The following is a 21,378-nucleotide window of genomic DNA, read 5'->3' as shown; positions in this document are numbered from 1 at the left end:
ATTTTCCCTCAACTCCGCCTTGCCGGTGTCGCCGCCCCCGGCTGCGGCTGCCCGTCGTACACATGGAAGCCCCGACCGGACTTCCGTCCCAGCAGACCGGCCTCCACCATCCGGGACAGCAGCGGGGGCGGCGAGTACTGGGGCTCGCGGAACTCGGCGTACAGCGACTCGGCGATGGCCCGCGTCGTGTCCAGTCCGATCAGGTCGGTCAGGGCCAGCGGGCCGAGCGGGTGCGCGCAGCCGAGGACCATGCCGCGGTCGACGTCCTCGACGGTCGCGCTGCCCGACTCCACCATGCGGATGGCGGCCAGCAGGTAGGGGACGAGCAGTGCGTTGACGACGAACCCGGCCTTGTCGCGGGTGCGGACGACCTCCTTGCCCAGGGTTCCGGTCACGAAGTCCTCGGCCCGTGCCGCCGTGACGGGCGAGGTGAGCAGCGACGGTACGAGTTCGACGAGCCGCAGGACCGGTACGGGGTTGAAGAAGTGCACGCCGACGACGCGGTCGGGGCAGCCGGTCGCGGCGGCGAGCCGGATGACCGGGATGGAGGAGGTGTTGGTCGCGAGGATGGTGCGGTCGCCGGTGATCACGGAGTCGAGACGGGTGAAGACGTCGATCTTGAGGCTCTCGTCCTCGGCGACGGCTTCGATCACCAGGTCGTGGTCGCGCAGGGCCTCGATCCGGTCGACCACGGTGATCAGGGCCAGCGCGGACTCGCGCCGCTCCGCGTCGATCCTGCCGTGCGCGACGGCCCGGTCGAGCGAGCCGGTGATGCGCAGCAGACCCGCACGGGCCGCATCCGCGTCGCGTTCGACGACCGTGACCGGCACGTCGGCGCGGGCACAGACCTCGGCGATGCCGGCGCCCATCAGGCCGCAGCCGACGACCCCCACACGCTCGATGTCGCTCATCCCTTTTCCTCTCCTCTGTTCCTCTCCGCGGTGCGGCGATTGTTCCTCTCCGCGGTGCGGCGACGGGTGCCGATGGCGGCCCGGGGCCGGGGCGCGTGGTGGCCCCGGCCCCGGGACGTCAGGCGACGGGCAGGTCCAGGACCCCGGTGCCGCGCCTGATCAGCTCGTTCGCGATGATCAGCCGCTGGATCTCGGAGGTGCCCTCCCAGATCCGGTCCACGCGCAGCTCCCGGTAGAGCCGCTCGACGGCGTACGAGCGGTCGTAGCCGCGGCCGCCGTGGATCTGCAGACAGCGGTCGATCACCCGGCCCGAGGCCTCGCTCGCGGAGAGCTTGGCGATGGCCGCCTTGGCGTGCAGCGTCTTGCGGTCCTCGGCCGAGGCCCGGTCGATCTCCCAGGCGACCTGGTGGGTGTAGGCACGGTTGACGGCGATGTCCACGGCGCAGTCGGCGAGCATGCCCTGGATCAGCTGGTACGAGGCGATCGGCGCCCCGAACTGCTCCCGCTCCACGGCCCAGTCACGGGCCAGCTCCAGTGCCCGTTCGGCGGCGCCGGTCGTGCGGGCCGCGATCATCAGCCGCTCCTCGGTGAACCAGGAGCGGGTGATGTCGTACCCCTCGCCGATGCCGCCGAGCACGGCGTCCTCGTCCACCTGCACGTCGGTGAACGTGAACTCGGGGTGCTCGTAGACGAAGGTGTGCATGAAGCGCGGCACCCGCGTCATCTCGATGCCGGGGGTGTCCTTGTCGACGAGGAACAGCGTCGGTGCGCGCTCCGGGCCCGCCGCGGCGAGCACGATCATGAAGTCGGCGTGGTCGCCGACGGTGACGAACCACTTCTCGCCGTTCAGCACCCATCCGTGGTCGTTCTTCGTCGCCGTGGTGGCCAGGTTCTGCGGGTCCGAGCCCGCGCCGGGCTCGGTGACGGCGTAGCAGTCGCGCCGCTCGCCCTTGATCACCGGGACGAGGAAGCGCTCACGCTGCTCGGGGGTGCAGAACCTGAGGGCGTTGGCGGGCCGCCACACCATGTCCCACAGGGCGCCGGTGAGCCGTCCCAGTTCCTCCTGCACGGTGACCTGCTCGGCGATGGTGAGTCCTGCGCCGCCCCATTCGGCCGGCATGTTCACGGCCTGGAGTCCGGCGTCCAGCACCGCGTCGCGGATCTTGGCGTGGGCGCTCGCGGGCAGGCCGTTCTCCTCCTCGCACTGCGTCTCGTAGGCGGCGATGAAGTCGGTGAGGGCGCGCGCGTCGGCCTTGAGCTGCGCCTGGCGCGGGGTGAGACGGAAGTCCATGGAAGTCCTCGCTGTGCGGTGATCGGGGGTGGGCGGGTTCAGTGCGTGGGCAGGGCCAGGGCGCGGGTGCCGCGTTTGATCAGCTCGTTGGCGATGATCAGCCGCTGGATCTCGGAGGTGCCCTCCCAGATCCGGTCGACGCGCAGCTCGCGGTACATGCGCTCGACGGGATAGGTGCGGTCGTAGCCGCGGCCGCCGAAGATCTGCAGACAGCGGTCGGCGACCCGGCCCGCGGCCTCGCTGGCGGCGAGCTTGGCGGTGGACGCCTTGGCGTGCAGCGTCTTGCGGTCGGTGTGCGGCTGGTCGGCCTCCCAGGCGACCTGGTGGGTGTAGGCACGGTTGACGGCGATGTCCACGGCGCAGTCGGCGAGCATGCCCTGGATCAGCTGGTACGAGGCGATCGGGGCCCCGAACTGCTCGCGCTCCACTGCCCAGTCACGGGCCAGCTCCAGTGCCCGTTCGGCGGCGCCCACCGTGCGGGCCGCGATCATCAGGCGTTCGTCGGTGAACCACTCCTTCGTCAGCTCGTAGCCGTTGCCGACGCCGCCGAGCACGTCCTCGTCGGCCACGAAGACGTCGGTGAACGTGAACTCGGGGTGCCCGTTGACCGCGGAGTGCATGAAGTGCGGGACCCGGGTCATCTCGACGCCGGGCGCGGACTTGTCCACGAAGAACAGCGTGGGCAGCCGCTCGGGGCCGGCATCCGCCTGCACCAGCAGGAAGTCGGCGATGTCGCCGCAGGTGACGAACCACTTCTCCCCGTTGAGCAGCCAGCCGCCGTCGGTGCGGGTGGCCGTGGAGGTGCCGGAGGACGGGTCGGATCCCGCGCCTGGCTCGGTGACGGCGAACGCGTCGAACTTCTCCCCGCGGATCACGGGCAGCAGATACTTCTCACGCTGCCGCTCGTCGCCCTGGGCGAGGACGTTGGCAGGCCGCCACGGGATGTCCCACAGGCAGTTGGTGACCTTGCCGAACTCCTCCTCGACGATGACCTGGTCGAGGAGGCTGAGGCCGGCGCCGCCCCACTCGGCGGGCATGTTGATGGCGTAGACACCGGCGTCCATGGCGGCGCGGGTCAGTTCGGTGACGAGCTGCTGCGGCAGGGGTCCGCCGGCCTGCTCGGACTGGTCCTCGTAACGCATGAGCAGACGGGAGTACTCGGCGGCGCGGCGCTTGAGGTCGGCCTGCTCGGGGGTGTAGCGCATGTCCATGGGGGCCTCTTCGGTCGGGGGACGGCGGACGGGGGCAGCGGGGCGGGGTGCGGGGGATACGAAGCGAGAGGTCAGGCGAGTACGGCTCGGGAGTCGAGGGCGAGGACACCGCTCGGCCGCACGAGCAGGGGGTTGACCTCGATCTCGGCGATCTCCGGGTGGGCGGCGGCGAACGCCGTGATCGTCTCGACGGCCGCCGCGGCCGCCTCCACGTCGACCGGCGGGCGGCCGCGGACGCCGTCGAGCAGTGCGGCGGTGCGCAGTCCGCGCAGCAGGCGCAGGGCGCGGCCGGCGGGCACGGGGGCCAGGGTGAAGGCGATGTCGTGCAGTGCCTCGGCCAGCACTCCGCCGAGGCCCACCATGGCGACCGGACCGAAGCGCGGGTCCCGGTTGACGCCGACGATCAGCTCGATGCCGTCCGTCAGGTCCGCCATGGCCTCCACGGAGTAGGAGGAGGCGCCGAGCCGGGCGTGCATCTCCCGGAAGGCGGCGAGCAGTTCGTCGGGTCCGGCCAGGCCCAGTGCCACGCCGCCCGCGTCGGACTTGTGCAGCAGATGGAGCGCCTTGAGGACATAGGGACCGGTGAACTCCTCGGCGGCGGCGAGCAGTTCGGCCTCGTTGTGGATCTCCCGGGCGGCGGGGAAGGCGAGTCCGGCCTCTTCGAGGGCTCTGCGGGTCTGCAGATAACCGGTTTCGCGCAGGGGTGGCGCGGGCGCGGGCAGGGGGGTGACACCGGTGTGCGGTGCGCCGGGCGCGGTGGCGGCGAGGGCGCGTGCGGCGTCCTCGGTCGCGTCGAAAACGGGGATGCCGGCCGCGGCGAGGGTGCGGCAGCTGGGCGAGGCGGGATACATCGACTGCACCACGACGGGCTTCGCGGTGGCGCGGTGGCGGTCGGCGATGAGGCGCGCGGCCGCCTGTTCCCCGTGCGCGAGCACCGTACCGCCTCCGCCGAGCCCGCCCTCGGCGGCCGCGTAGCCGCCGAAGTAGCCGGTCATCAGGACGGCGTCGGCCTCCTCGGCCGCCAGCAGCGCGCCGACGGTCTGCGCGTACGAGCCGGGGTCCTGCTCGCCCATCCCGGCGAGGTCCACCGGGTTGGCGACGGACGACTGTTCCCACAGGGCCTCTCGCAGCTGCTGCCGTGTCGGCTCCCGGAGTTCGGGCACGGTCAGTCCGGCCGCCTCGACGGCGTCGGCGGCGACGGCCCCGTGACCGCCGCCGTCCGTGAGCACGGCGACCCGACGCCCGGCCGCCCGGCGCCTGCCGTTCAACGCGGCCAGTACGACGGTGAGTTCGCGGGGGCTGGCGACCAGCTCCACACCGGCGTCGCGGCAGGCCGCGGTCACCACGTCGGCCGAGGTCGTCAGCGCACCGGTGTGCGACTGGGCGCTGCGCGCCGAGGCGTCGCCGCGTCCGGCGGTGAGCAGCACCACGGGCTTCCCGGCGTCGGCGGCCACCTCGGCGAAGGCGCGTCCGTCGGCGAAGTCCTCGGCGTAGACCGCGATGGCCCGGGTGCCTTCGTGCCGGGCGCAGTCGGCGAGCAGGTCGACGAGGGTGACATCGGCCTGGTTGCCGAGCGACACGAAGCGCGAGAAGCCGAGGCCGTGCGGGCCGAAGCGGAGCTGGAGCTCGAGGGCGAGGTTGCCGCTCTGGCTGAGGAGCGCGACGCCGCCGGGTGTGAAGGTGTCGGAGGCCAGGAAGAGATCGGTGGTGTTGTCGGCCAGCCCCAGGCAGTTGGGGCCGACCATGACCGCGCCCGCGGCGCGTACGCGTTCGGCGACGGCCTGCTGACGTGCCCGCCCCGCGTCGCCGGTCTCGGCGAAGCCCGCGGTGATCGCGACGATCGCCCGGGCCCCGCACCGCAGGGCCTCGTCGACGGCGTCCTCGAAGCCGGCGGCGGGCACGGAGACCACCGCCAGATCGACCGGCTCGCCGATCGCGCTCAGGCTCGGAGCGGTGGTACGGCCGAGCACCGTGCCGCCGCGGCGGTTGACCAGGTGGACGGGGCGGCGGCCGTTGGCACGGATCGCCTGCGCGGCGATGGCATGGCCGTACTTGGCCGGGTCGTCGCTGGCTCCGACGACGGCGACGGAGACGGGGTCGAAGAGCGCCGAGAGATCGCGTCCCATCTCACTTCACCAGCCGCAGGGCCGAGTTGGGGCAGGCGGCGACGGCGGCAGCGGCGGCTTCCTCGCCGTCCTGCGCAACGGCGCTCTCGCGCACCTGCGCATATCCCCACTCGTCGAGGTCGATCTGCTCGGGCGCGGGTTCCTGGCAGAGGCCGTAGCCCTGGCAGCGGGTGGAGTCCAGCAGGAGTTTCATGGTGCGGTCCTTTCGGTGCGCTGGGGTGAGGGTGCGGGGCGTGGGCCGGGATGCGGGTCAGGGCACCGGCACCGTGAACCGGCGTCCGTCCTCGGGTGTCGCGCCTTCGCAGGCGGCGCAGACGGAGCCGCGGTGGGCTTGGACGCGGTCGGGGAAGTGCGCGAGCAGGGTGCCGGCGATGCGGGCGGCGGCGTCGAGCAGCCCGCAGGCCCCGCGACCGGGCAGTTGCCGGGACCAGCGGTGCAGTTTGTCGTCCGTGTCGTCGCCCGCCTCGCCGCGTGCGACGGCCGTGACAGTTCCGGCCAGCGCCTTGGTGCCGGAGACGCAGACGCCGCACTGCCGGGCGCTCTGTGCCGCGAGGTAGGCGGTGGCCTCGGTGGCCACGGCGACCGGGCAGTCCTGGGGGTGCAGGAAGTGCAGCGCTCCGCAGCCGAGGGCCGCGCCGGCCGCGTTCAGACCGTCGTGGTCGAGCGGCAGGTCCGTCCAGCCCGTGCCGTACAGGCCACCGAACAGGCCACCCAGCAGGACCGCCCCGGCTCTGCCGTGCCCGCACAGGTCGGCGAGGACCTTCAGATGCGTACCGGCGGGCACCTCGACCAGTGCGGCGGCGCCGTCGCCGCCCGAGAGGGTCACCAGATGGGTACCGGCGACGGCAGCCGCGGCATCGGGACGGGTGTACATCACCGCGACACGGGCCAGCGTCTCGACGTTGGCGACCAGGGTGGGGGCGCCGCCGACACCGCTCTCGAACGGCCGCGGGGGTTTCGCCGCGGGCAGTGCCGGGCCGCCGTCCACGCGTCGTACGACGGCGGTCTCCTCCCCCGCGACGTAGGTGTGCTCCGTGCGTACGACGTCGATGCGCAGCCGGGGCGGACACTCGGCGAGCGCCCGGCGCACCGCCCGCTCGGCGAGGGCGTCGGAGAGGTACACACAGCCGCGCTCGGCGCCGGTCACGGCCGCGGCCAGCCGGATGCCGTCCAGGACCAGGTGTGGCCGGTGCCGCAGCAGCCAGCGGTCCTTCACGGACCCCGGCTCGCCCTCCTCGCCATTGGCGACGACGACCGGCGTGCCGGGTGCGTCGCGGACGGCGCGAAGCTTGACCGCGGCGGGGAATCCGGCCCCGCCGCGGCCGCGCAGCCCCACGGCGGCGATCCGGTCGAGCAACCGGTCGGCCACGGTCAGCGGCGCGTAGCCGCCCGCGGCCAGGTAGGCGGAGATGTCCTCGCTGCCGCCGGACAGCCGGGCACCGGATTGCAGCGGGGCGAGGAGGCCGGGCCGACCTTCGGGGAGGAGGGAGAAGACGCCGGTCATACGGTGCTCCTGGGCTCGGAATGGCCGAAGGTGTCGGGGAGGCCGGAGGGTCCGGAGGGCTCAGAAGGGCTGAAGGATCCAGAGGGTCTGGAGAGTTCAGAAGACCTGGAGGGTTCAGAAGGGCCGGAGGGGCCAAAGGGGCCGGAGGGATCGGCGCCGTTGCGGGCTCTCAGCCGTGCCAGCGCCCGTTCCAGATCACGCCGTTGCGCGGCAGTGCGCGCATACCCGGCCCCGGGCAGGCCGATCAGCATCCGGTGGTGGTCGAGGACGACTTCACCGGCCAGCAGGGCCGGCCGCGGGTCGGCAGGCGCGGATGCCGCCGCGGCCTCGACGACCAGATCGGTGACTTCGCCGAGATAGCGCAGCCAGCCGCGCTGGGTGCCGCGCAGCACCAGCCGCTCGACGCGGTACCGCTCGGCGGCGACGAGGGCCGTCGGCGGACGGTCGTCCGCCGGGGCTCGCAGGGCGGCCACCGCGGTGGGCAGTTCCTGTTCGGGCTCCGGCGTGAGGCCGAGCCATACCAGACTTCGGCGAGCGCTCATGCGTGCCTCCGGGGTCGCACCGTTTCCGGGTGTTCCGGAGACGGGTGGCGCGGCGATGGCGTGGACGGGGATGCTCCGGCGCCGCGGCAACTGGGCGGGAGCTGGGCGGGGTGCCCGGCCGGGGCCGTGCATCACCCGGGGACCGGGGTGTCCGGATCCGGACACCCGATGCGGCGCGGACCGTGGTCCACAGAGGCTTGCGGAATGCGCCCGGGCGGCCGTCTCAGGGCCCTGGCCATCCGCCTGTCACGACACTAACTAACTAATTAGTCAGCCCACAAGTCTTGACTTGATCCAGCCATGGTCCCACTCTGACTAACCAATCAGTCAGCCGAATCCCGGCAGGTCCGCGAGCCACTTCCGACGCCGCGCCTGCCGTCCGTTCCGGCCACAGCCGCACCGCCCATCGCCGCCGCGGCGGCGCCGAGGAGGACCCGATGCACCCCTCGACCACCCGGGCAGCCGACACCGTCTCCCCTGCCCCGCCCGAGCCGCCCCCCGAGCACCCCGGGGAGGCGCTGCCCGCCCGCTACTACACCGATCCGGCCATCGCCGAGGCCGAGACCGACCGTGTCTTCGCCAAGTCCTGGCAGCTCGTCTGCCACGAATCCGACCTGCCCGGCCCCGGCGCGCGGCTGACCGCCACCGCCGCCGGCCGGGAGGTGCTGGTCGTCCGCACGGAGGACGGCGGCCTCGCCGCACACCTCAACGTCTGCCGGCACCGCGGCACCCGCCTGGTCACCGCCCCCGAGCCGTCCGGCAAGGCGATCCGCTGCCCGTACCACGGCTGGACCTACAAACTGGACGGACGGCTGGTCGGCGCCCCGGAGGCGCGCCGGATCCCCTGTCTGGACAAGCCCCGGCTCGGACTGCACCCGGTCAATGTGGAGTCCTTCCTCGGGTTCGTCTTCGTCAACCTCGACCTCGAGGCGACCCCGCTCAGCGAGAGCTGCGCCGGACTCGCCGAGGCCGTCGGCCACTACGCCGGACCCGGACTGGTACCCGTCGGCAAGCACCGCATCCACGACCTGACGGGCGGCGAGGAGCAGAACGCCAACTGGAAGGTGATCGTCGACAACTATCTCGAGGGTTACCACGTCCCCGTGGCCCACCCCGCCCTCATGCGACTGCTCGACTACCAGGCGTACACGGTGGACGTGCAGGAGAACTACGTCCTGTTCGAGTCCCCGCTGCGCGACAAGCCCTCCTCGAACTGGACCGAGCGGCTCTACCAGCGGCTCGCGACCCCGATGCCGGGCCTGACCGAGGCCGACCGGCGTGTGTGGCGGTACGCCGTGATCTACCCCAACACGCTCATCGACTTCTACCCTGACCACGTGCTCGCGTGGACCGCCCTTCCCACCGCCCAGGACCGGGCGGCGATTCCCGGCGGCTTCTACACCCGGCACGGGGAGAGCGTCCGTACCCGGCTGGCCCGGCGGCTGAACATCCACATCGGCTGGGTCACCAACGACGAGGACGCCGAACTCGTGGAGCGCGTGCAGGCCGGTCTGCGGACGCCCGGTTTCGAGCCGGGGCCGCTGTCACAGCGCGAGGCGGCCGTCGGCTGGTTCGCCCGCCGGATCCGGAACGACGTGGAGGGTGACACACGGTGACCCCCTCCGGCACAGCGGCCGCACCGCACCCGCACACCGCCGTCCGCGTCCTGGCGGGCTTACCCCACGCCCGCTGACGCACGCACCCTCCCCAGACCGGTCTTCACTACGGAGTCAGGGCCTCCGTGAGCCGACCAGCCGGTCCCGCCCTGGAGCTGTGCCGTTCCTCGACGGAGAGGACGTTCCATGTCCCCCGAGGTACCACCACCGACCCGACGCGCCGTGCTGCGGGCGGGCGCCGGCGGCCTGCTGGGCGCCGCGGCCGCCGGCTGCGGGTTCATGCCCGCCAAAACGCCCGACGCCAGGCAGCTCGCCCCGGTCCCGGCGCGCGTCGACGGCGATCTCATCTACTTCAACTGGGCCGACTTCGTCGACCCGTCCGTGTTCAAGGGCTTCGAGAAGGAGTACGGCGTCAAGGTCATCCAGTCGAACTTCGACTCGATGGAAGGCATGGTCGCCAAGCTCAACGCCGGCAACCGCTACGACATCGTCTTCCCCACGGCCAAATGGGCCCAGCGCCTGGTCCGCGGCGGCCGGCTGCGCCGTATCGACCACTCCCAGCTCACCCACTCGCACGCCGTGTTCGGCAAGTACGCCTACTTCGCCGACCCCTGGTACGACCCCGGCTCCGCGCACACCGTGCCCTTCACCGCGTACAAGACCGGGATCGGCTGGCGCCGCGACCGGATCGGCGAACTGACCGGTTCCTGGAAGGACCTGTGGAGCGACAAGGCGAGGGGCAAGGTCTTCCTGCTGGACGACCGTGACGAGGTGCTCGGCATGGGCGCCCTCGCGCTCGGCCTGGGCGTCAGCACCGGGGACACCGGCGACCTCGACCGGATCACCTCCCTGCTGGGCACCCTGCGCCCGCGGCTGCGCGGCTTCTCCAGCGACAGCTACAACAACCTCCTCAACGGCAACGCGGTGATGACCCAGGCCTGGAGCGGCGACATGGCCGCCATGCTCAACCAGGCCAAGGACCCCTCCGTGTTCGGCTTCGAGGCCCCCAAGGAGGGCACGCCGATCAACTCGGACTGCTACGCCATCCCCTGGAACGCCCCCCACCCCGGCACCGCGATGCTGTTCATCGACTACATGCTGCGGCCGGAGAACGTGAAGAAGAACATCGAGTACATCGGCTACCCGATGCCGGTGGCGGGCTCCGAGAAGACCTACGCCGAGCTGGTCAAACCATTCCCCGAGTGCCTCGTCACCGAGGACGACCTGAAGGCGGACCTGTTCTTCCGCAACGGCAGCCGCGCCGCGGAGGACGCCCGCGACACCGCCTGGACCCATGTGAAGGCGGGCTGACCCATGGCACTGCTCCGCCCTTCCTCACGCGCCCGGCGCCGCGGCCCGGACGCCACCGGCACCCGTATGTGGACCTGGTTCATGCTGCCCGGCACCCTGTGGATGACCGGCTTCCTGATCGCCTCGCTGGTGCTCGTCGCCGTCCTCGCGGTCGGCACCACCGACGACCTCGGCAACCCGCGCTTCGGCTTCGACCTGTCCGGCGTCCGCGCCCTCGCCGACCCCGCCTACACCGAGGTCCTGGCACGCTCTCTCGGCTACGCCCTGCTGACCTGTGCCATCTGCCTGCTGATCGCCTACCCGGTGGCGTACACCATCGCCCTGTACGGCGGACGCTACAAGCACGCGCTGATCGCCGCGATCGTCGTGCCGTTCTTCGCCAACTACCTGGTCCGGATGTACGGCTGGTCGGTCGTCCTCTCCGACGACGGGCCCGTGCTGCGCACCCTGCGCGCGGTGGGCCTGGCCGACGGGAGCACGAAGATCCTCAACACCGGCGTCGGGGTGGTCGCGGGACTCGTCTACGGCTTCGTCGTCTTCATGATCATCCCGCTGTACGCGGCCCTGGAACGGCTGGACGTCTCCCTCATCGAGGCCGGCCGCGATCTGTACGGCGGCCCGGTCCGCACCTTCTTCCACGTCACCCTGCCCGCCACCCGGCAGGGCGCGGCCGCCGGACTGGTCCTGGTCTTCCTGCCCGCCATGGGCGACTTCGTCAGCGCACAGCTCATGGGAGGACCGGACCAGATCATGATCGGCAACCTCATCCAGGACAAGTTCTTCCAGGGCCAGAACTGGCCGCTGGGCTCCGCGCTCACCATGCTGCTGATGCTGGTCCTGCTGGTCGGGATGTTCGGCTACCTGCGGCGCACCCGCAAGGACGAGGCGGAGGCCCGACGATGACCATGGTCAAGCAGCCCTCCGTCACCGCCCCGGCCCGGCCGGGCGGCCGGACCCGTACCAAGCGGGGCCGCGCCGATCGCAAACCCCGCATTCTCATCGCCGTCACCGCGCTCTTCTTCGCACTGCTCTACCTGCCGATCGCGGTCGTGGCCCTGTTCTCCTTCAACTCGAAGAAGTCCCTGACCGTCTTCGGCGGGTTCAGCCTGCGCTGGTACCGGGCCTTCGTCCACGACGACGTCCTCATCTCCTCCCTTGGCACCAGCCTGCGGATCTCCCTGGTGGCGATGGCCGGTTCGGTCGTGCTCGGGGTGGCGCTCGCGCTCGGCCTTGTCCGCTGCCGCACCCGGCTCGGCTCGCTGGCCGGCCTGATCATGCTGGTGCCGCTGATCACGCCGGAGATCGTCACGGGCGTCGCCTCGATGCTGCTGTTCAAGGGCCTGGGCGTGGCCCTGTCCACCGGCACGGTGATGCTCGCCGAGATCACCTTCTCGATCTCCTATGTGACCGTCATCCTCCGGTCTCGGGTCGCCGCGCTGAACCCGGAGGTGGAGGAGGCCGCGATGGACCTCGGCGCCACCCGCTGGCAGGCGGTACGCCTGGTGACCCTGCCGGCCCTGCTCCCCGCCGTACTGGCCAGTGCCGTACTGATCTTCGCGCTGGTCTTCGACGACTTCGTCCTCGCCTACTTCACCACCGGCGTCGACCCGCAGCCGCTGTCGGTGCGGATCTACTCGGCGATCCGCTTCGGCGTGCAGCCGACCATCAACGCGGTCGGCACGCTGATGCTCGCGGGATCCATCGCCCTGATCGCCCTGGCCCTGTTCATTCCGCGCCTCTTCGGCCGCCGTGGCGGCCTCGACATCCTCTCCGGAGAGTGACTCATGGACGTGACCCCCGCCGTCCGGCTCGAAGGCGTCTCCAAGCGGTTCGCCGACTCCTACGCCGTGCACCGTCTCGACCTCGACATCGAGGCCGGCCACTTCTTCTCCCTGCTCGGCCCCTCCGGCTGCGGCAAGACCACCACGCTGCGCATGATCGGCGGGTTCAGCGATCCCACCGAGGGCTCGGTGCTGCTCGCCGGTGAGGACGTGACCGCGCTGCCGCCGAACAAGCGCAACGTCAACACGGTCTTCCAGAGTTACGCCCTGTTCGACCATCTCAGCGTCGCCGACAACGTCGCCTTCGGCCTCAAGCGCAAGGGTGTCGCCAAGGCCGAGATCCGGCAGCGCGTCGGCGAGATGCTGGAGCTGGTCCAGCTCGTCGGTCTGGCCGACCGCAAACCCCGTACCCTCTCCGGCGGCCAGCGCCAGCGCGTCGCCCTCGCCCGTGCGCTCGTCAACCGCCCGGCCGTGCTGCTCCTCGACGAGCCGCTGGCCGCCCTCGACCTCAAGCTGCGCCGGCAGATGCAGGTGGAGCTGAAGCAGATCCAGCGCGAGGTCGGCATCACCTTCGTCTTCGTCACCCACGACCAGGACGAGGCGCTCACCATGTCCGACCGGATCGCGGTCATGAGCGAGGGGCGCATCGAGCAGTGCGGCACCCCCGAGGACGTCTACGAGCACCCCGCCACCCGCTTCGTCGCCTCCTTCATGGGCACCTCCAACCTGATGACCGGGACATACCGGGGAGGCGAGGTCGCCCTGGAGAAGGGGCCCGCCCTGCCGGTCGGCGCCCGGACCGGCATCGCGGACGGCACCGCCGTGAGCGTGTCCGTGCGCCCGGAGAAGATCTGGCTGTCCGACTTCGAACCCGGCATGTCGATGCTGCGCGGGGTGATCCGCGAAACCGTCTACAGCGGCCCGACCACGACGTACCTGATCGAACTCGCCCCCGGCGTCACGCTGTCGGTGCTGGAGCAGAACACGGCGCGCGCCCGCATGGAGGACCGCTGGAGCGGCGGCGAGACGGTGGAGTTCGGCTGGCGGCCCGAGCACTGCCTGGTCCTGGCCTGACCCCCTGACGAAAGCGAAACTGATGCATCACGATGTGATCGTGCTCGGTGCCGGTCTGGCCGGGCTCGCCGCCGCCCGGGACCTGGCCTCCGCCGGCACCGATGTGCTCGTCCTGGAGGCCCGGGACCGCGTCGGCGGCCGGGTCGAGCAGACCCGCACACCCGACGGCCGTACCGTCCAGCTGGGCGGCGAAGTGGTCGGCCATGGCCACACCGCCTATCTCCGACTCGCCAAGGAACTCGGCCTCGAACTGGTCCCCAGCTATGTCGAGGAGCCGGGCGGCATCACCCGCGCCACACCCGAGGGCCGCTCCGTCGGCGATCCGCCGCACTGGTTCGGCCCCGGGGACGCGACCCTGCACAAGCGCCTGAGCGGGGAGTTCACCGCCCTGGCCGCCACCGTCGACCCCGACGACCCCTGGTCGCATCCGGACGCGACCGCCCTGGACCGGCTGTCCGTCGCCGACTGGTTGCGCTCGCGGCACGCGACGCCCGCCGTCGTACGCCTGTGGGACATCGGCCAACTCGCCCTGGCGGGCGGCTCCTACGAGCGGATCTCGCTGCTGGCCGCGCTGCGCAAGAGCGCGGCGGTGCCCGGCTCCGGCACCGGCGACTACGACTACGACGACTGGGAGGGACTGCGCCTGGCGGAAGGATCGGCGACGCTCGCCGAGGTCATGGGCCGCGAGCTGGGCCCGTGCATCCGGCTCGGCTCCCCCGTCGCCGCCCTGGACATCCGCCCCGGCCGCTGTGCGGTGCGCCTGGTCACCGGTGAAGTCCTCACCGCGACGGCCATGGTGAGCGCCCTGCCGGTCGGACCCCTGAGGTCGGTCGCCGTCAGCGGCGTGAGCGAGGCCCGGCTCGCCTCCCTGCACCGCCAACGCCACGCCACGGCGGCGAAGTTCGCCGCCGTGTACGACCGCCCCTTCTGGCGCTCCGAGGGTCTGAACGGGCTGTCCGAGACCGAGGGGGTGCTGGGCAGCACCTGGCCGCAGAACGAGGGCGTCCTGTCGGCGCTGATCCCGCCCGAGCGCTACGGCGTCCTGCTCGGCACCCCGCCCCAGCTGCGCACCCCCGAACTGCTCGCCGAGATGGCCGCCATGTTCGGCGACGAGGCGCTCCGGCCGACCGCCTGTCATCTGCGGCTGTGGGGCACCGACCCGTGGACCCAGGGCTACGTCACCCAGTGGCCACCGGGCGAGGTCACCGCCGTGGGACCACTGCACGGCACCCACGAACCGCCGTTCTACGTCTGCGGCTCCGACCAGTGGGTCGCCGGATACATGGAAGGCGCCGTCCGCACCGGCCGCGCCGCCGCCGAGGAGGCGCTGCGCCGTGGCTGACACCGACCGCCTGACGACCGTGCTCAACCACATCGGCGGCAAGGACCTGCCGGCCGCCTCCGGTGCCACACTGCAACTGGTCGACCCGGCCACCGGACTCCCGCACGGCACGGCTCCGCTCTCCGGCCCCAAGGACGTCGATGCGGCCTGCCGGGCGGCCGAGGAGGCCTTTCACGGCTGGTCGGCGACGACTCCGGCGGAGCGGCAGTCCGCGCTGTTGCGCATCGCCGACGCCCTGGAGCGGCAGGCCGACGCGCTGGCGAGCGCCGAGGTGACCGACACGGGCAAGCCGCGTGCCCTGTTCCTGGCGGACGAACTGCCGGCGATCGTGGATGTGTTGCGGTACTTCGCCGGCGCCGCCCGGAACCTGCCGGGCGCCGCGGCGGCCGAGTACACACCGGGCCGCACCTCCGTCCTGCGGCGCGAGCCGGTCGGTGTCTGTGCCCAGATCACCCCGTGGAACTACCCGCTGATGATGGCCGTGTGGAAGATCGCACCCGCGCTCGCCGCCGGCAACACCGTCGTCCTGAAACCGTCCGACACCACACCGTCGTCGGCCACGCTGCTGGCCCGGCTGGCCGCCGAGCATGTGCCTCCGGGGGTGCTCAATGTGGTGTGCGGCGACCGCGACACCGGGCGCTTGCTGGTCGCCCACCCGTACGTACGGCTGGTGGCCCTCACCGGAAGTGTGCGTGCCGGTCAGGAGATCGCCGCGACGGCGGCCGCCGACCTCAAGCGGCTGCACCTCGAACTCGGCGGCAACGCACCGGTGTTGATCCACGAGGACGCCGATCTCGACGACACCGTGGAGCAGTTGTCGTCGCTGGCGTTCTACAACGCGGGCCAGGACTGCACGGCCGCGACCAGGATCCTGGTCGACCACCGGATCCACGACACCTTCCTGAGCCTCTTCGCCGACCGGGCGGCCCGGCGGCTCCCCGGCGCCCCGGACGACGTCCACGCCGACTTCGGCCCACTCGCCAGTGCGGCCCAACTCGCCTCGGTGCGGGGCTTGTTGGAACGCCTCCCGGATCACGCCGAGGTGGTCACCGGTGGCGCCGGCCTGGACCGGCCCGGCTACTTCCACCAGGCCACGGTGATCGCCGGAGCCCGGCAGGAGGACGAGATCGTACGGGCCGAGGTGTTCGGCCCGGTCGTCACCGTCCAGCCCTTCACCGACGAGTCGGAGGCCTTCCGCCTGGCGAACGACGTGCCCCAGGGGCTCGCCGCGAGCGTCTGGACCCGCGACCACGACCGCGCCATGCGCGCGAGCCGCGCGCTGCGCACCGGCATCGTCTGGGTCAACACCCATGGCACGACGGTGTCGGAGATGCCGCACGGCGGCGTTCGCCACTCCGGCTACGGCAGCGACCTCTCCCTCACCGGCCTGCTCGACTACACACAGGTCAAGCACGTCATGCTCTGACGGGCGACGGGCAGCCCCTCACCTCAGAGCTTGGCGCCGAAGTCCTGGGTCCACCACGGGCCGCCGGAACCCTTGTGGACGCCCACGCCGATCTCCTTGAACGAGCAGTTGAGGATGTTGGCGCGGTGGCCGGGGCTGTTCATCCAGGAGTCCATCACCGACTGGGGGGTCTGCTGGCCCTGGGCGATGTTCTCCCCGTAGGTGGACCAGCGGTAGCCCGCGGCGGTGATGCGCTGCCCGGGGTCGGCGCCGTCCGGGTTGGTGTGGTCGAAGAAGTTGCGGGCGGCCATGTCGTCGGAGTGGGCCTGCGCGGCCTTCTCCAGTTGGGCGTTCTCCGTGAGGGGACCGCAGCCTGCGTTCGCCCGCTCCTTGTTCACCAGCGCGACCACCTGCGCGACGGTGCCCGCCGGCGCCGACTGGGTCTGCGGGGTACTGGCCGGAGTCGGGGTCGGCCGGGCGGACTGCCGGGTCGGCGGCACGCTCTTCTTGGTGGGTTTCGGGCTCTTGGAGGCGCTCGCCTTCTTCGATTTCGAGGCGGAGGGCGACGGGGACGCGGAGGCCGACGGGGAGGTCTCGGCGGCGCTCGGGGCCGAGAGGTCCACCACGGGGGCATCGGCCGTCCGCGCGGTGGTCGAACCGTCGGACCCGGAGTCCGTGCCGAAGTACCACAGGCCGCCACCCGCCACACAGGCCGCCACCACAGCACCGCCGACGGCCCGGCGCCGGACGCGCCGGAGTCGCCGTGCCTCGCCACGGGTGTTCGACCGGCCGCGCGTGGCACGCCGTCCGGCTCCCGTGCCCGCCACGGCGTGACTTCCGGAGGCTCCGAGCAGGGACGCCGACCCGACCGGTGCCATGGAGCCGGCGGCGGAGAGCACCTTCTCCAGCAGTGCGGGCGCGGCCGCGACCAGCGCCAGACCGGCCAGCAGTCCCTCGGCCGGCATCAATCCGCTCCACAGGCCGGAGCAGCGCGCGCAGCCACGGGCGTGCCGGGCTATTCGTTTGCGCCACAGCGCCGAGGCCCGGCCGTCCCAAGTGCCCAGCATGCCGCGCAGCTCCACGCACGGCGGCTGCGCGTCGAGCGCCCGGACCACGACGCGGGCGGCTTCCAGTTGCGCCTTCATCCGTTGCACCCGGACCGCCGTGTGCTGCGGCGAGAGTTCCAGGGCCGCTGCGACCTCGGTCCGGGTCAGTTCACCGGCGCACTCCAGCCACCACAGCGACAACAGTCCCCGGTCGTCCGGCTCCAGCCAGCGTGTCGCCCGCGCGGTCTCCTGGCGCTGGCCGGACAGTTGCAGCTGCACCATGGTCAGGTCGACGAAGTCGGCGCCCGGGTCCGCGAAGTCCTGGGCGTCCTCCACGGCGCCCGGCGCGACCTGCCGGTCCTGCCAGTGCGCCCGGACCTGATTCATCGCGATCGCCACGAGCCAGGAGCGGAAGCTCTCGGGAGTGCGCAGTGCGCCCAGCCCGTCAAGAGCGCGGAGCATGGTCTCCTGCACCACGTCGTCGACATCGACCGAGCCGTTCAGAGCCCGCCCCACGATGTTGTAGACCAACGGGAGGTAGGCACTGACCAGGGCGTCCTGAGCCTCGGGGTCGCCCTCCCGGGCAGCGGTCACCAGTGCCGCGGTCTCCGCCGTGTTCTGTGCGCTCATCAAAAAACTTCCCTGTCCTCGACGCCGAACGATGCTGTCCGATGCATGGGAGATCGCTCGGTGAGCCTCGGATAACAGTTCTTCGGACACATATTCCACGAGAGCTTCACCGCAGGGGCACAGGGAGGGGAGTGGAGGACGTCACATCACGGGAGGACGACGCGCGGGTCTTCGGGGAGTTGCGCTCAGGGCTGCGGATGGACCACCTGAACGCCCCGCGCCTGCATCGCCTCGACCACCGGGTTGTCGGGTGCCGCGTCCGTGACGACCAGGGCGATCTCCTCCAGTGAGCAGACGCGCCCGAGCGCCGTACGGCCGAGCTTCTCGGCCGTGGCCACCAGGATGACCCGCTGGGCCGCGTCGAGAGCCGCCCGCTTCACCCGGACGTCGTCGAGGTTGTATGCGGTGGCTCCGCGGGCCGGGTCCACCCCGCAGCAGCCCAGCACGAACGTGTCGAAGCACAGGTCCTTGAAGGTCTCGGCGGGCGTGTGGCCGTAGAAGGACAGCTCTCCCGAACGGACCTGGCCACCGGGCAGCAGCAACTGGATGCCGGGGTACGAGGACAGGGCGAAGGCCGCGTGCAACGACAGCGGAGTGACGGTGAACTGCCGGTCCTCCATGGCCTTCGCGACGGCCACCAGGGTCGTACCGGTGTCCAGGGCGACCGTCTCGCCGTCCGTCAGCAACGACAGCACGGCGCGCGCGAGCCGCTCCTTCGTCTCCATGCCCGACATCGCGCGGATCGCGTACGGCGGCTCGACCCCGCCCGGCAGATTGCTCACCGCGCCGCCGCGCACTCTGCGCAGGGCACCGCGCGATTCCAGGAGCTCCAGGTCCCGGCGGACCGTCATCTCCGATGCCCCCGTCGCGCGGGCGAGGTCCGCGACGGTCGCGCGGTTCTCGCGCATGAGCATCTCGATCACGAAGTTGTGTCTCTCCATCACATTCATGTCGGCGAGGGTATCGGCCATTCCTGCGGGACGACGACTAATGAACACCCCGTCTGTTCAAGATGACATGATCCATGAGAGAGTTCTGAGGTGATGCTCATCTGACCTGCGTCTTCCCATGTGTGTTTGATGTGCGTTCAACTACCGTCCCTTGAGGAGTTCGATGTCCACAGCCCGCAGACCCGATCCGTCCGGGGCCCCGCAGCCGTTACTCTCGACCGTGGCGATCGTCGCCTCCTGCGTGGCGTTCGTGGTGATCGGAGCCCTCCAGGCCCTGTACGGTCCCGCGATCCCGGCGTTGCGCAAGGACTACGGCATCAGCCCCGCCGTCGCCGGACTCAGCCTGAGCGGACACTTCGCCGCAGCGGTGGTCGGTGTGCTCGTCTACCACCTGCTGTGCGCACGACTGGGCCACCGCATCCTGCTCGGCGCCTCGTACCTGCTCATGGCGCTGGGCGCGGTCGTCTTCGCCACCGCGCCCAACTGGCCCCTGGCTCTGGTCGGCACGTTCGTCATCGGCCTCGGCTTCGGTGGCGTCGACTACGGCCTCAACCAGCTGTTCGCCGTCGCCTTCGGCCGCCGCAGCACCGCGATGCTCAATCTGCTCAACGGCCACTTCGGTGTGGGTGCGATCGCGGGGCCCGCCCTGGTGGGATGGCTCGGCGCCGAGCACTACGGGGGCATCTTCGTCGGCGTCGCCGCCGTCTGTGTACTCATCCTGTTCACCCTCGGTGGCGTGGCCTCACGGGAGCCCGAGCCCGTCGCCGAGGGCGCGTCCGGCCCAGGTGCGCGCGTCGCACCGATCATCGCCGCGTTCATCGGCGTCTACGTGCTGCACGTGGCCATCGAGACCGGGGTCGGCGGATGGGAGCCCACCCATCTGGAGACCGTCGGCTACGCCGCCGCGACCGCCGCCACCGCCACGTCGGCGTACTGGGCCGCCATGACCATCGGCCGCTTCGTCGTGGTCCCGCTCTGCCTGCGCTTCTCGGCGCCGGCGATCCTCACCGTCTGCTGCGCGGGCATGGCGGGATTCCTGCTGCTCGCGACCCTCCCCTCGGCAGCGCCGTACGCCTACTTCGGGGTCGGCCTCGCCATCGCGCCGATCTTCCCCACGTGTCTGCCCTGGCTGAACCGGGCGGTGCCGAGCGTCGCCGCGGCCGGTGCCTATGTGATGGCAGCCTCGATGATCGGAGGTGTCGCCTTCCCGCCGCTGCTCGGCGTGGTCATCGACGGGCTGGACGTCAAGGCGCTCCCGGTCGTCCTGTTCGCTCTGGCCGGGGTCTGCCTGCTGCTCAGTTTCTGGCTGCGCAGCAACGCCCCCGACCCGAACGGACTCCCCGCATCGAGCCCCGGCTCCGCCGGGGCCGCCAAGCCCTCGGAGGTGCAGGCGTGAAGGCCGTCCTCTTCGACATGTTCGGAGTCCTGGCCCGTGTCCAGTCCGCAGAGTCTCAGGCGGTGATCGAACGAACAGCCCGCGTGAGCGGAAAGCGGTTCTGGGACGCATACTGGTCGCTGCGCGCGCCGTACGACCGCGGCGACGTCATGGGCCCCGCCTACTGGAAGAACGTGGGCGACCGGCTCGGCACGCCGTTCACGGGCCGGCAGGTCGACGAACTGATCGCCGCCGACCTCGCCAGCTGGAGCGAGGTCGACCAGGAGAGTGTGAACTTCCTGGCCGAGCTGGCCGGCCGGGGCGTACGCCTGGGACTTCTCTCCAACATCCCGGAGGAGCTCGCCGTCCACTACGAGGCCACCCAGGAATGGCTCGGACACTTCGGCGTGGTCGGACTGTCCTGCCGGATCGGCAGCGCCAAGCCGGAGGCGGCCGCCTACGAGTGGTGCAGGGGCGAACTGGGGCTGCCTGCCGAGGAGATCCTCTTCGTGGACGACCGTCCTGACAACGTTCTCGCGGCCCGCGAAGTCGGCATGCGCGGCCATGTGTTCACGGACGTCGGCACCCTCGCCGCGGCGCTGGAGGAGGAGTACACCGGGTGACACCGACGCCTCTCCTCCTGGCCCTGTGCGGCGCCGGAGAAGGCGGATCCTGGCCTTGGCCCACCCGCACCGAAGCCGGACGCGCGGTCGCCGGAGCGGCACTGTACGAACTCGCGCTCGCGCGGCGGCTGGAGCTGCTGGACGACAGAGTCGTGCCGTACGGCGGCGGCACGACGGATGACGTGGTCCAGGGCGAGGTGCTCCGCAGCGTCGGCGCGGCCGGCCGGGCGCGGCCGCCCTGGGAATGGGTGGAGTCGCTCGGCCCCGGTGCGCTGCGGCACGTCGAGGAGGAGTGCGCCGGCGCCGCCGCGCTCGGCACGCTCGGCGAGCGCATCAGCGAGGCGAGGGCGCGGGTGCGGCGCGCCGCCGAACGGCCCGACCTCTCGGACGCCTCGGCCCTGGCGGTCGTCGTGCTGCTGGTCGCCGCCCGCCAGGGACACCTGGCGCAGCCGGCAGCCCTGCCCCCGGACCGGGCGCGCCACGCGGCGCGGGCGCTCGCCCTGCTCGAACGCGGCGCACCGCATTCCGGCCGGGCGCTGCGCCGTGCCTCGGCCGCGGTGCGCCGCTCGATCACCGTTTCCGCCGCCGCTCTGACGTTCCCCGGATAGCCATCGCAAACGAATTCCCGCCCCTCCTTGCC

Annotated in this window: 19 protein-coding genes; 10 read left to right on the top strand and 9 right to left on the bottom strand. The window is 71.7% G+C overall.

The features are described from left to right. Positions 1-8: 8 nt before the first annotated feature. The 7 genes from Q8A52_RS13360 to Q8A52_RS13330 form a co-directional block, all read right to left on the bottom strand. Complete coding sequence (locus Q8A52_RS13360; protein WP_316751446.1) at positions 9-911, bottom strand: 3-hydroxybutyryl-CoA dehydrogenase; 903 nt, start codon at positions 909-911, stop codon at positions 9-11. A 118-nt stretch (positions 912-1,029) separates the two neighbouring features. Continuing rightward, complete coding sequence (locus tag Q8A52_RS13355; protein ID WP_316751443.1) at positions 1,030-2,202, bottom strand: acyl-CoA dehydrogenase family protein; 1,173 nt, start codon at positions 2,200-2,202, stop codon at positions 1,030-1,032. Between the two features lie 38 nt (positions 2,203-2,240). Beyond that, positions 2,241-3,413, bottom strand: coding sequence for an acyl-CoA dehydrogenase family protein (locus Q8A52_RS13350; RefSeq protein WP_316751441.1), 1,173 nt, complete (start codon positions 3,411-3,413; stop codon positions 2,241-2,243). Positions 3,414-3,484: 71 nt separating this feature from the next. After that, complete coding sequence (locus Q8A52_RS13345) at positions 3,485-5,539, bottom strand: acetate--CoA ligase family protein (protein ID WP_316751439.1); 2,055 nt, start codon at positions 5,537-5,539, stop codon at positions 3,485-3,487. A gap of 1 nt (position 5,540) precedes the next feature. Further along, on the bottom strand, positions 5,541-5,732 hold the full coding sequence (locus tag Q8A52_RS13340) for a ferredoxin (protein WP_316751437.1): 192 nt from the start codon (positions 5,730-5,732) through the stop codon (positions 5,541-5,543). 57 nt (positions 5,733-5,789) lie between these two features. Next, positions 5,790-7,043 carry an NADH-ubiquinone oxidoreductase-F iron-sulfur binding region domain-containing protein gene (locus Q8A52_RS13335; protein WP_316751435.1) on the bottom strand — a complete coding sequence of 418 codons (1,254 nt, stop codon included), beginning with the start codon at positions 7,041-7,043 and terminating at the stop codon, positions 5,790-5,792. Next, the gene (locus tag Q8A52_RS13330; RefSeq protein WP_316751433.1) at positions 7,040-7,585 is read right to left on the bottom strand and encodes a hypothetical protein; all 546 of its coding nucleotides are present in this window, start codon (positions 7,583-7,585) and stop codon (positions 7,040-7,042) included. Before Q8A52_RS13330 ends, Q8A52_RS13335 begins: the two co-directional genes overlap by 4 nt. A 437-nt stretch (positions 7,586-8,022) precedes the next feature. Here Q8A52_RS13330 and Q8A52_RS13325 point away from each other — a divergent pair, with 437 nt between their 5' ends. The 7 genes from Q8A52_RS13325 to Q8A52_RS13295 all read left to right on the top strand — a co-directional run bounded on the left by Q8A52_RS13325 (position 8,023) and on the right by Q8A52_RS13295 (position 16,135). Further along, a complete protein-coding gene (locus Q8A52_RS13325) occupies positions 8,023-9,201 on the top strand; it encodes an aromatic ring-hydroxylating oxygenase subunit alpha (protein WP_316751431.1) in 1,179 nt (392 codons plus the stop codon). 186 nt (positions 9,202-9,387) lie between these two features. Continuing rightward, the gene (locus Q8A52_RS13320) at positions 9,388-10,512 is read left to right on the top strand and encodes a polyamine ABC transporter substrate-binding protein (RefSeq protein ID WP_316751429.1); all 1,125 of its coding nucleotides are present in this window, start codon (positions 9,388-9,390) and stop codon (positions 10,510-10,512) included. Between the two features lie 3 nt (positions 10,513-10,515). After that, the gene (locus Q8A52_RS13315) at positions 10,516-11,415 is read left to right on the top strand and encodes an ABC transporter permease (RefSeq protein WP_316751427.1); all 900 of its coding nucleotides are present in this window, start codon (positions 10,516-10,518) and stop codon (positions 11,413-11,415) included. Further along, positions 11,412-12,293: an ABC transporter permease gene (locus Q8A52_RS13310; RefSeq protein WP_316751425.1), complete on the top strand. Its 882-nt coding sequence runs from the start codon at positions 11,412-11,414 to the stop codon at positions 12,291-12,293. Before Q8A52_RS13315 ends, Q8A52_RS13310 begins: the two co-directional genes overlap by 4 nt. Positions 12,294-12,296: 3 nt before the next feature. Then, positions 12,297-13,367 (top strand): ABC transporter ATP-binding protein, encoded by a 1,071-nt coding sequence (locus Q8A52_RS13305; RefSeq protein ID WP_316751423.1) that lies wholly within the window; start codon positions 12,297-12,299, stop codon positions 13,365-13,367. A gap of 22 nt (positions 13,368-13,389) precedes the next feature. Continuing rightward, positions 13,390-14,709: a flavin monoamine oxidase family protein gene (locus Q8A52_RS13300; protein WP_316751420.1), complete on the top strand. Its 1,320-nt coding sequence runs from the start codon at positions 13,390-13,392 to the stop codon at positions 14,707-14,709. Beyond that, positions 14,702-16,135 carry an aminobutyraldehyde dehydrogenase gene (locus Q8A52_RS13295; RefSeq protein WP_316751418.1) on the top strand — a complete coding sequence of 478 codons (1,434 nt, stop codon included), beginning with the start codon at positions 14,702-14,704 and terminating at the stop codon, positions 16,133-16,135. Before Q8A52_RS13300 ends, Q8A52_RS13295 begins: the two co-directional genes overlap by 8 nt. 23 nt (positions 16,136-16,158) lie before the next feature. Here the strand turns inward: Q8A52_RS13295 and Q8A52_RS13290 are convergent, their stop codons facing one another. Beyond that, on the bottom strand, positions 16,159-17,790 hold the full coding sequence (locus Q8A52_RS13290; RefSeq protein ID WP_316751416.1) for a sigma-70 family RNA polymerase sigma factor: 1,632 nt from the start codon (positions 17,788-17,790) through the stop codon (positions 16,159-16,161). A 185-nt stretch (positions 17,791-17,975) separates the two neighbouring features. Then, positions 17,976-18,740 (bottom strand): DeoR/GlpR family DNA-binding transcription regulator, encoded by a 765-nt coding sequence (locus Q8A52_RS13285; RefSeq protein WP_316751414.1) that lies wholly within the window; start codon positions 18,738-18,740, stop codon positions 17,976-17,978. A 163-nt stretch (positions 18,741-18,903) separates the two neighbouring features. Between Q8A52_RS13285 and Q8A52_RS13280 the strand changes: the two genes are divergently transcribed. The 3 genes from Q8A52_RS13280 to Q8A52_RS13270 are packed head-to-tail and all read left to right on the top strand — an operon-like array spanning position 18,904 to position 21,346. Continuing rightward, positions 18,904-20,136: an MFS transporter gene (locus Q8A52_RS13280; RefSeq protein ID WP_316751412.1), complete on the top strand. Its 1,233-nt coding sequence runs from the start codon at positions 18,904-18,906 to the stop codon at positions 20,134-20,136. Beyond that, positions 20,133-20,738, top strand: coding sequence for an HAD family hydrolase (locus Q8A52_RS13275; RefSeq protein WP_316751410.1), 606 nt, complete (start codon positions 20,133-20,135; stop codon positions 20,736-20,738). The genes Q8A52_RS13280 and Q8A52_RS13275 overlap by 4 nt, the downstream gene beginning before the upstream one ends. Beyond that, positions 20,735-21,346 carry a GPP34 family phosphoprotein gene (locus Q8A52_RS13270; RefSeq protein ID WP_316751409.1) on the top strand — a complete coding sequence of 204 codons (612 nt, stop codon included), beginning with the start codon at positions 20,735-20,737 and terminating at the stop codon, positions 21,344-21,346. Before Q8A52_RS13275 ends, Q8A52_RS13270 begins: the two co-directional genes overlap by 4 nt. The last annotated feature ends 32 nt before the right edge of the window (positions 21,347-21,378 follow it).

Source organism: Streptomyces herbicida, from assembly GCF_032656585.1.
Taxonomy (GTDB): domain Bacteria; phylum Actinomycetota; class Actinomycetes; order Streptomycetales; family Streptomycetaceae; genus Streptomyces; species Streptomyces herbicida.
The sequence above is the reverse complement of the archived record's forward strand: the minus strand, read 5'-3'. Positions and strand labels throughout refer to the sequence as shown.

Coding starts and splice junctions, on each gene's coding strand:
- Q8A52_RS13360 (WP_316751446.1), bottom strand. CDS start 911: ATGAGCGACATCGAGCGTGTGGGGGTCGTCGGCTGCGGCCTGATGGGC.
- Q8A52_RS13355 (WP_316751443.1), bottom strand. CDS start 2,202: ATGGACTTCCGTCTCACCCCGCGCCAGGCGCAGCTCAAGGCCGACGCG.
- Q8A52_RS13350 (WP_316751441.1), bottom strand. CDS start 3,413: ATGGACATGCGCTACACCCCCGAGCAGGCCGACCTCAAGCGCCGCGCC.
- Q8A52_RS13345 (WP_316751439.1), bottom strand. CDS start 5,539: ATGGGACGCGATCTCTCGGCGCTCTTCGACCCCGTCTCCGTCGCCGTC.
- Q8A52_RS13340 (WP_316751437.1), bottom strand. CDS start 5,732: ATGAAACTCCTGCTGGACTCCACCCGCTGCCAGGGCTACGGCCTCTGC.
- Q8A52_RS13335 (WP_316751435.1), bottom strand. CDS start 7,043: ATGACCGGCGTCTTCTCCCTCCTCCCCGAAGGTCGGCCCGGCCTCCTC.
- Q8A52_RS13330 (WP_316751433.1), bottom strand. CDS start 7,585: ATGAGCGCTCGCCGAAGTCTGGTATGGCTCGGCCTCACGCCGGAGCCC.
- Q8A52_RS13325 (WP_316751431.1), top strand. CDS start 8,023: ATGCACCCCTCGACCACCCGGGCAGCCGACACCGTCTCCCCTGCCCCG.
- Q8A52_RS13320 (WP_316751429.1), top strand. CDS start 9,388: ATGTCCCCCGAGGTACCACCACCGACCCGACGCGCCGTGCTGCGGGCG.
- Q8A52_RS13315 (WP_316751427.1), top strand. CDS start 10,516: ATGGCACTGCTCCGCCCTTCCTCACGCGCCCGGCGCCGCGGCCCGGAC.
- Q8A52_RS13310 (WP_316751425.1), top strand. CDS start 11,412: ATGACCATGGTCAAGCAGCCCTCCGTCACCGCCCCGGCCCGGCCGGGC.
- Q8A52_RS13305 (WP_316751423.1), top strand. CDS start 12,297: ATGGACGTGACCCCCGCCGTCCGGCTCGAAGGCGTCTCCAAGCGGTTC.
- Q8A52_RS13300 (WP_316751420.1), top strand. CDS start 13,390: ATGCATCACGATGTGATCGTGCTCGGTGCCGGTCTGGCCGGGCTCGCC.
- Q8A52_RS13290 (WP_316751416.1), bottom strand. CDS start 17,790: ATGAGCGCACAGAACACGGCGGAGACCGCGGCACTGGTGACCGCTGCC.
- Q8A52_RS13285 (WP_316751414.1), bottom strand. CDS start 18,740: ATGAATGTGATGGAGAGACACAACTTCGTGATCGAGATGCTCATGCGC.
- Q8A52_RS13280 (WP_316751412.1), top strand. CDS start 18,904: ATGTCCACAGCCCGCAGACCCGATCCGTCCGGGGCCCCGCAGCCGTTA.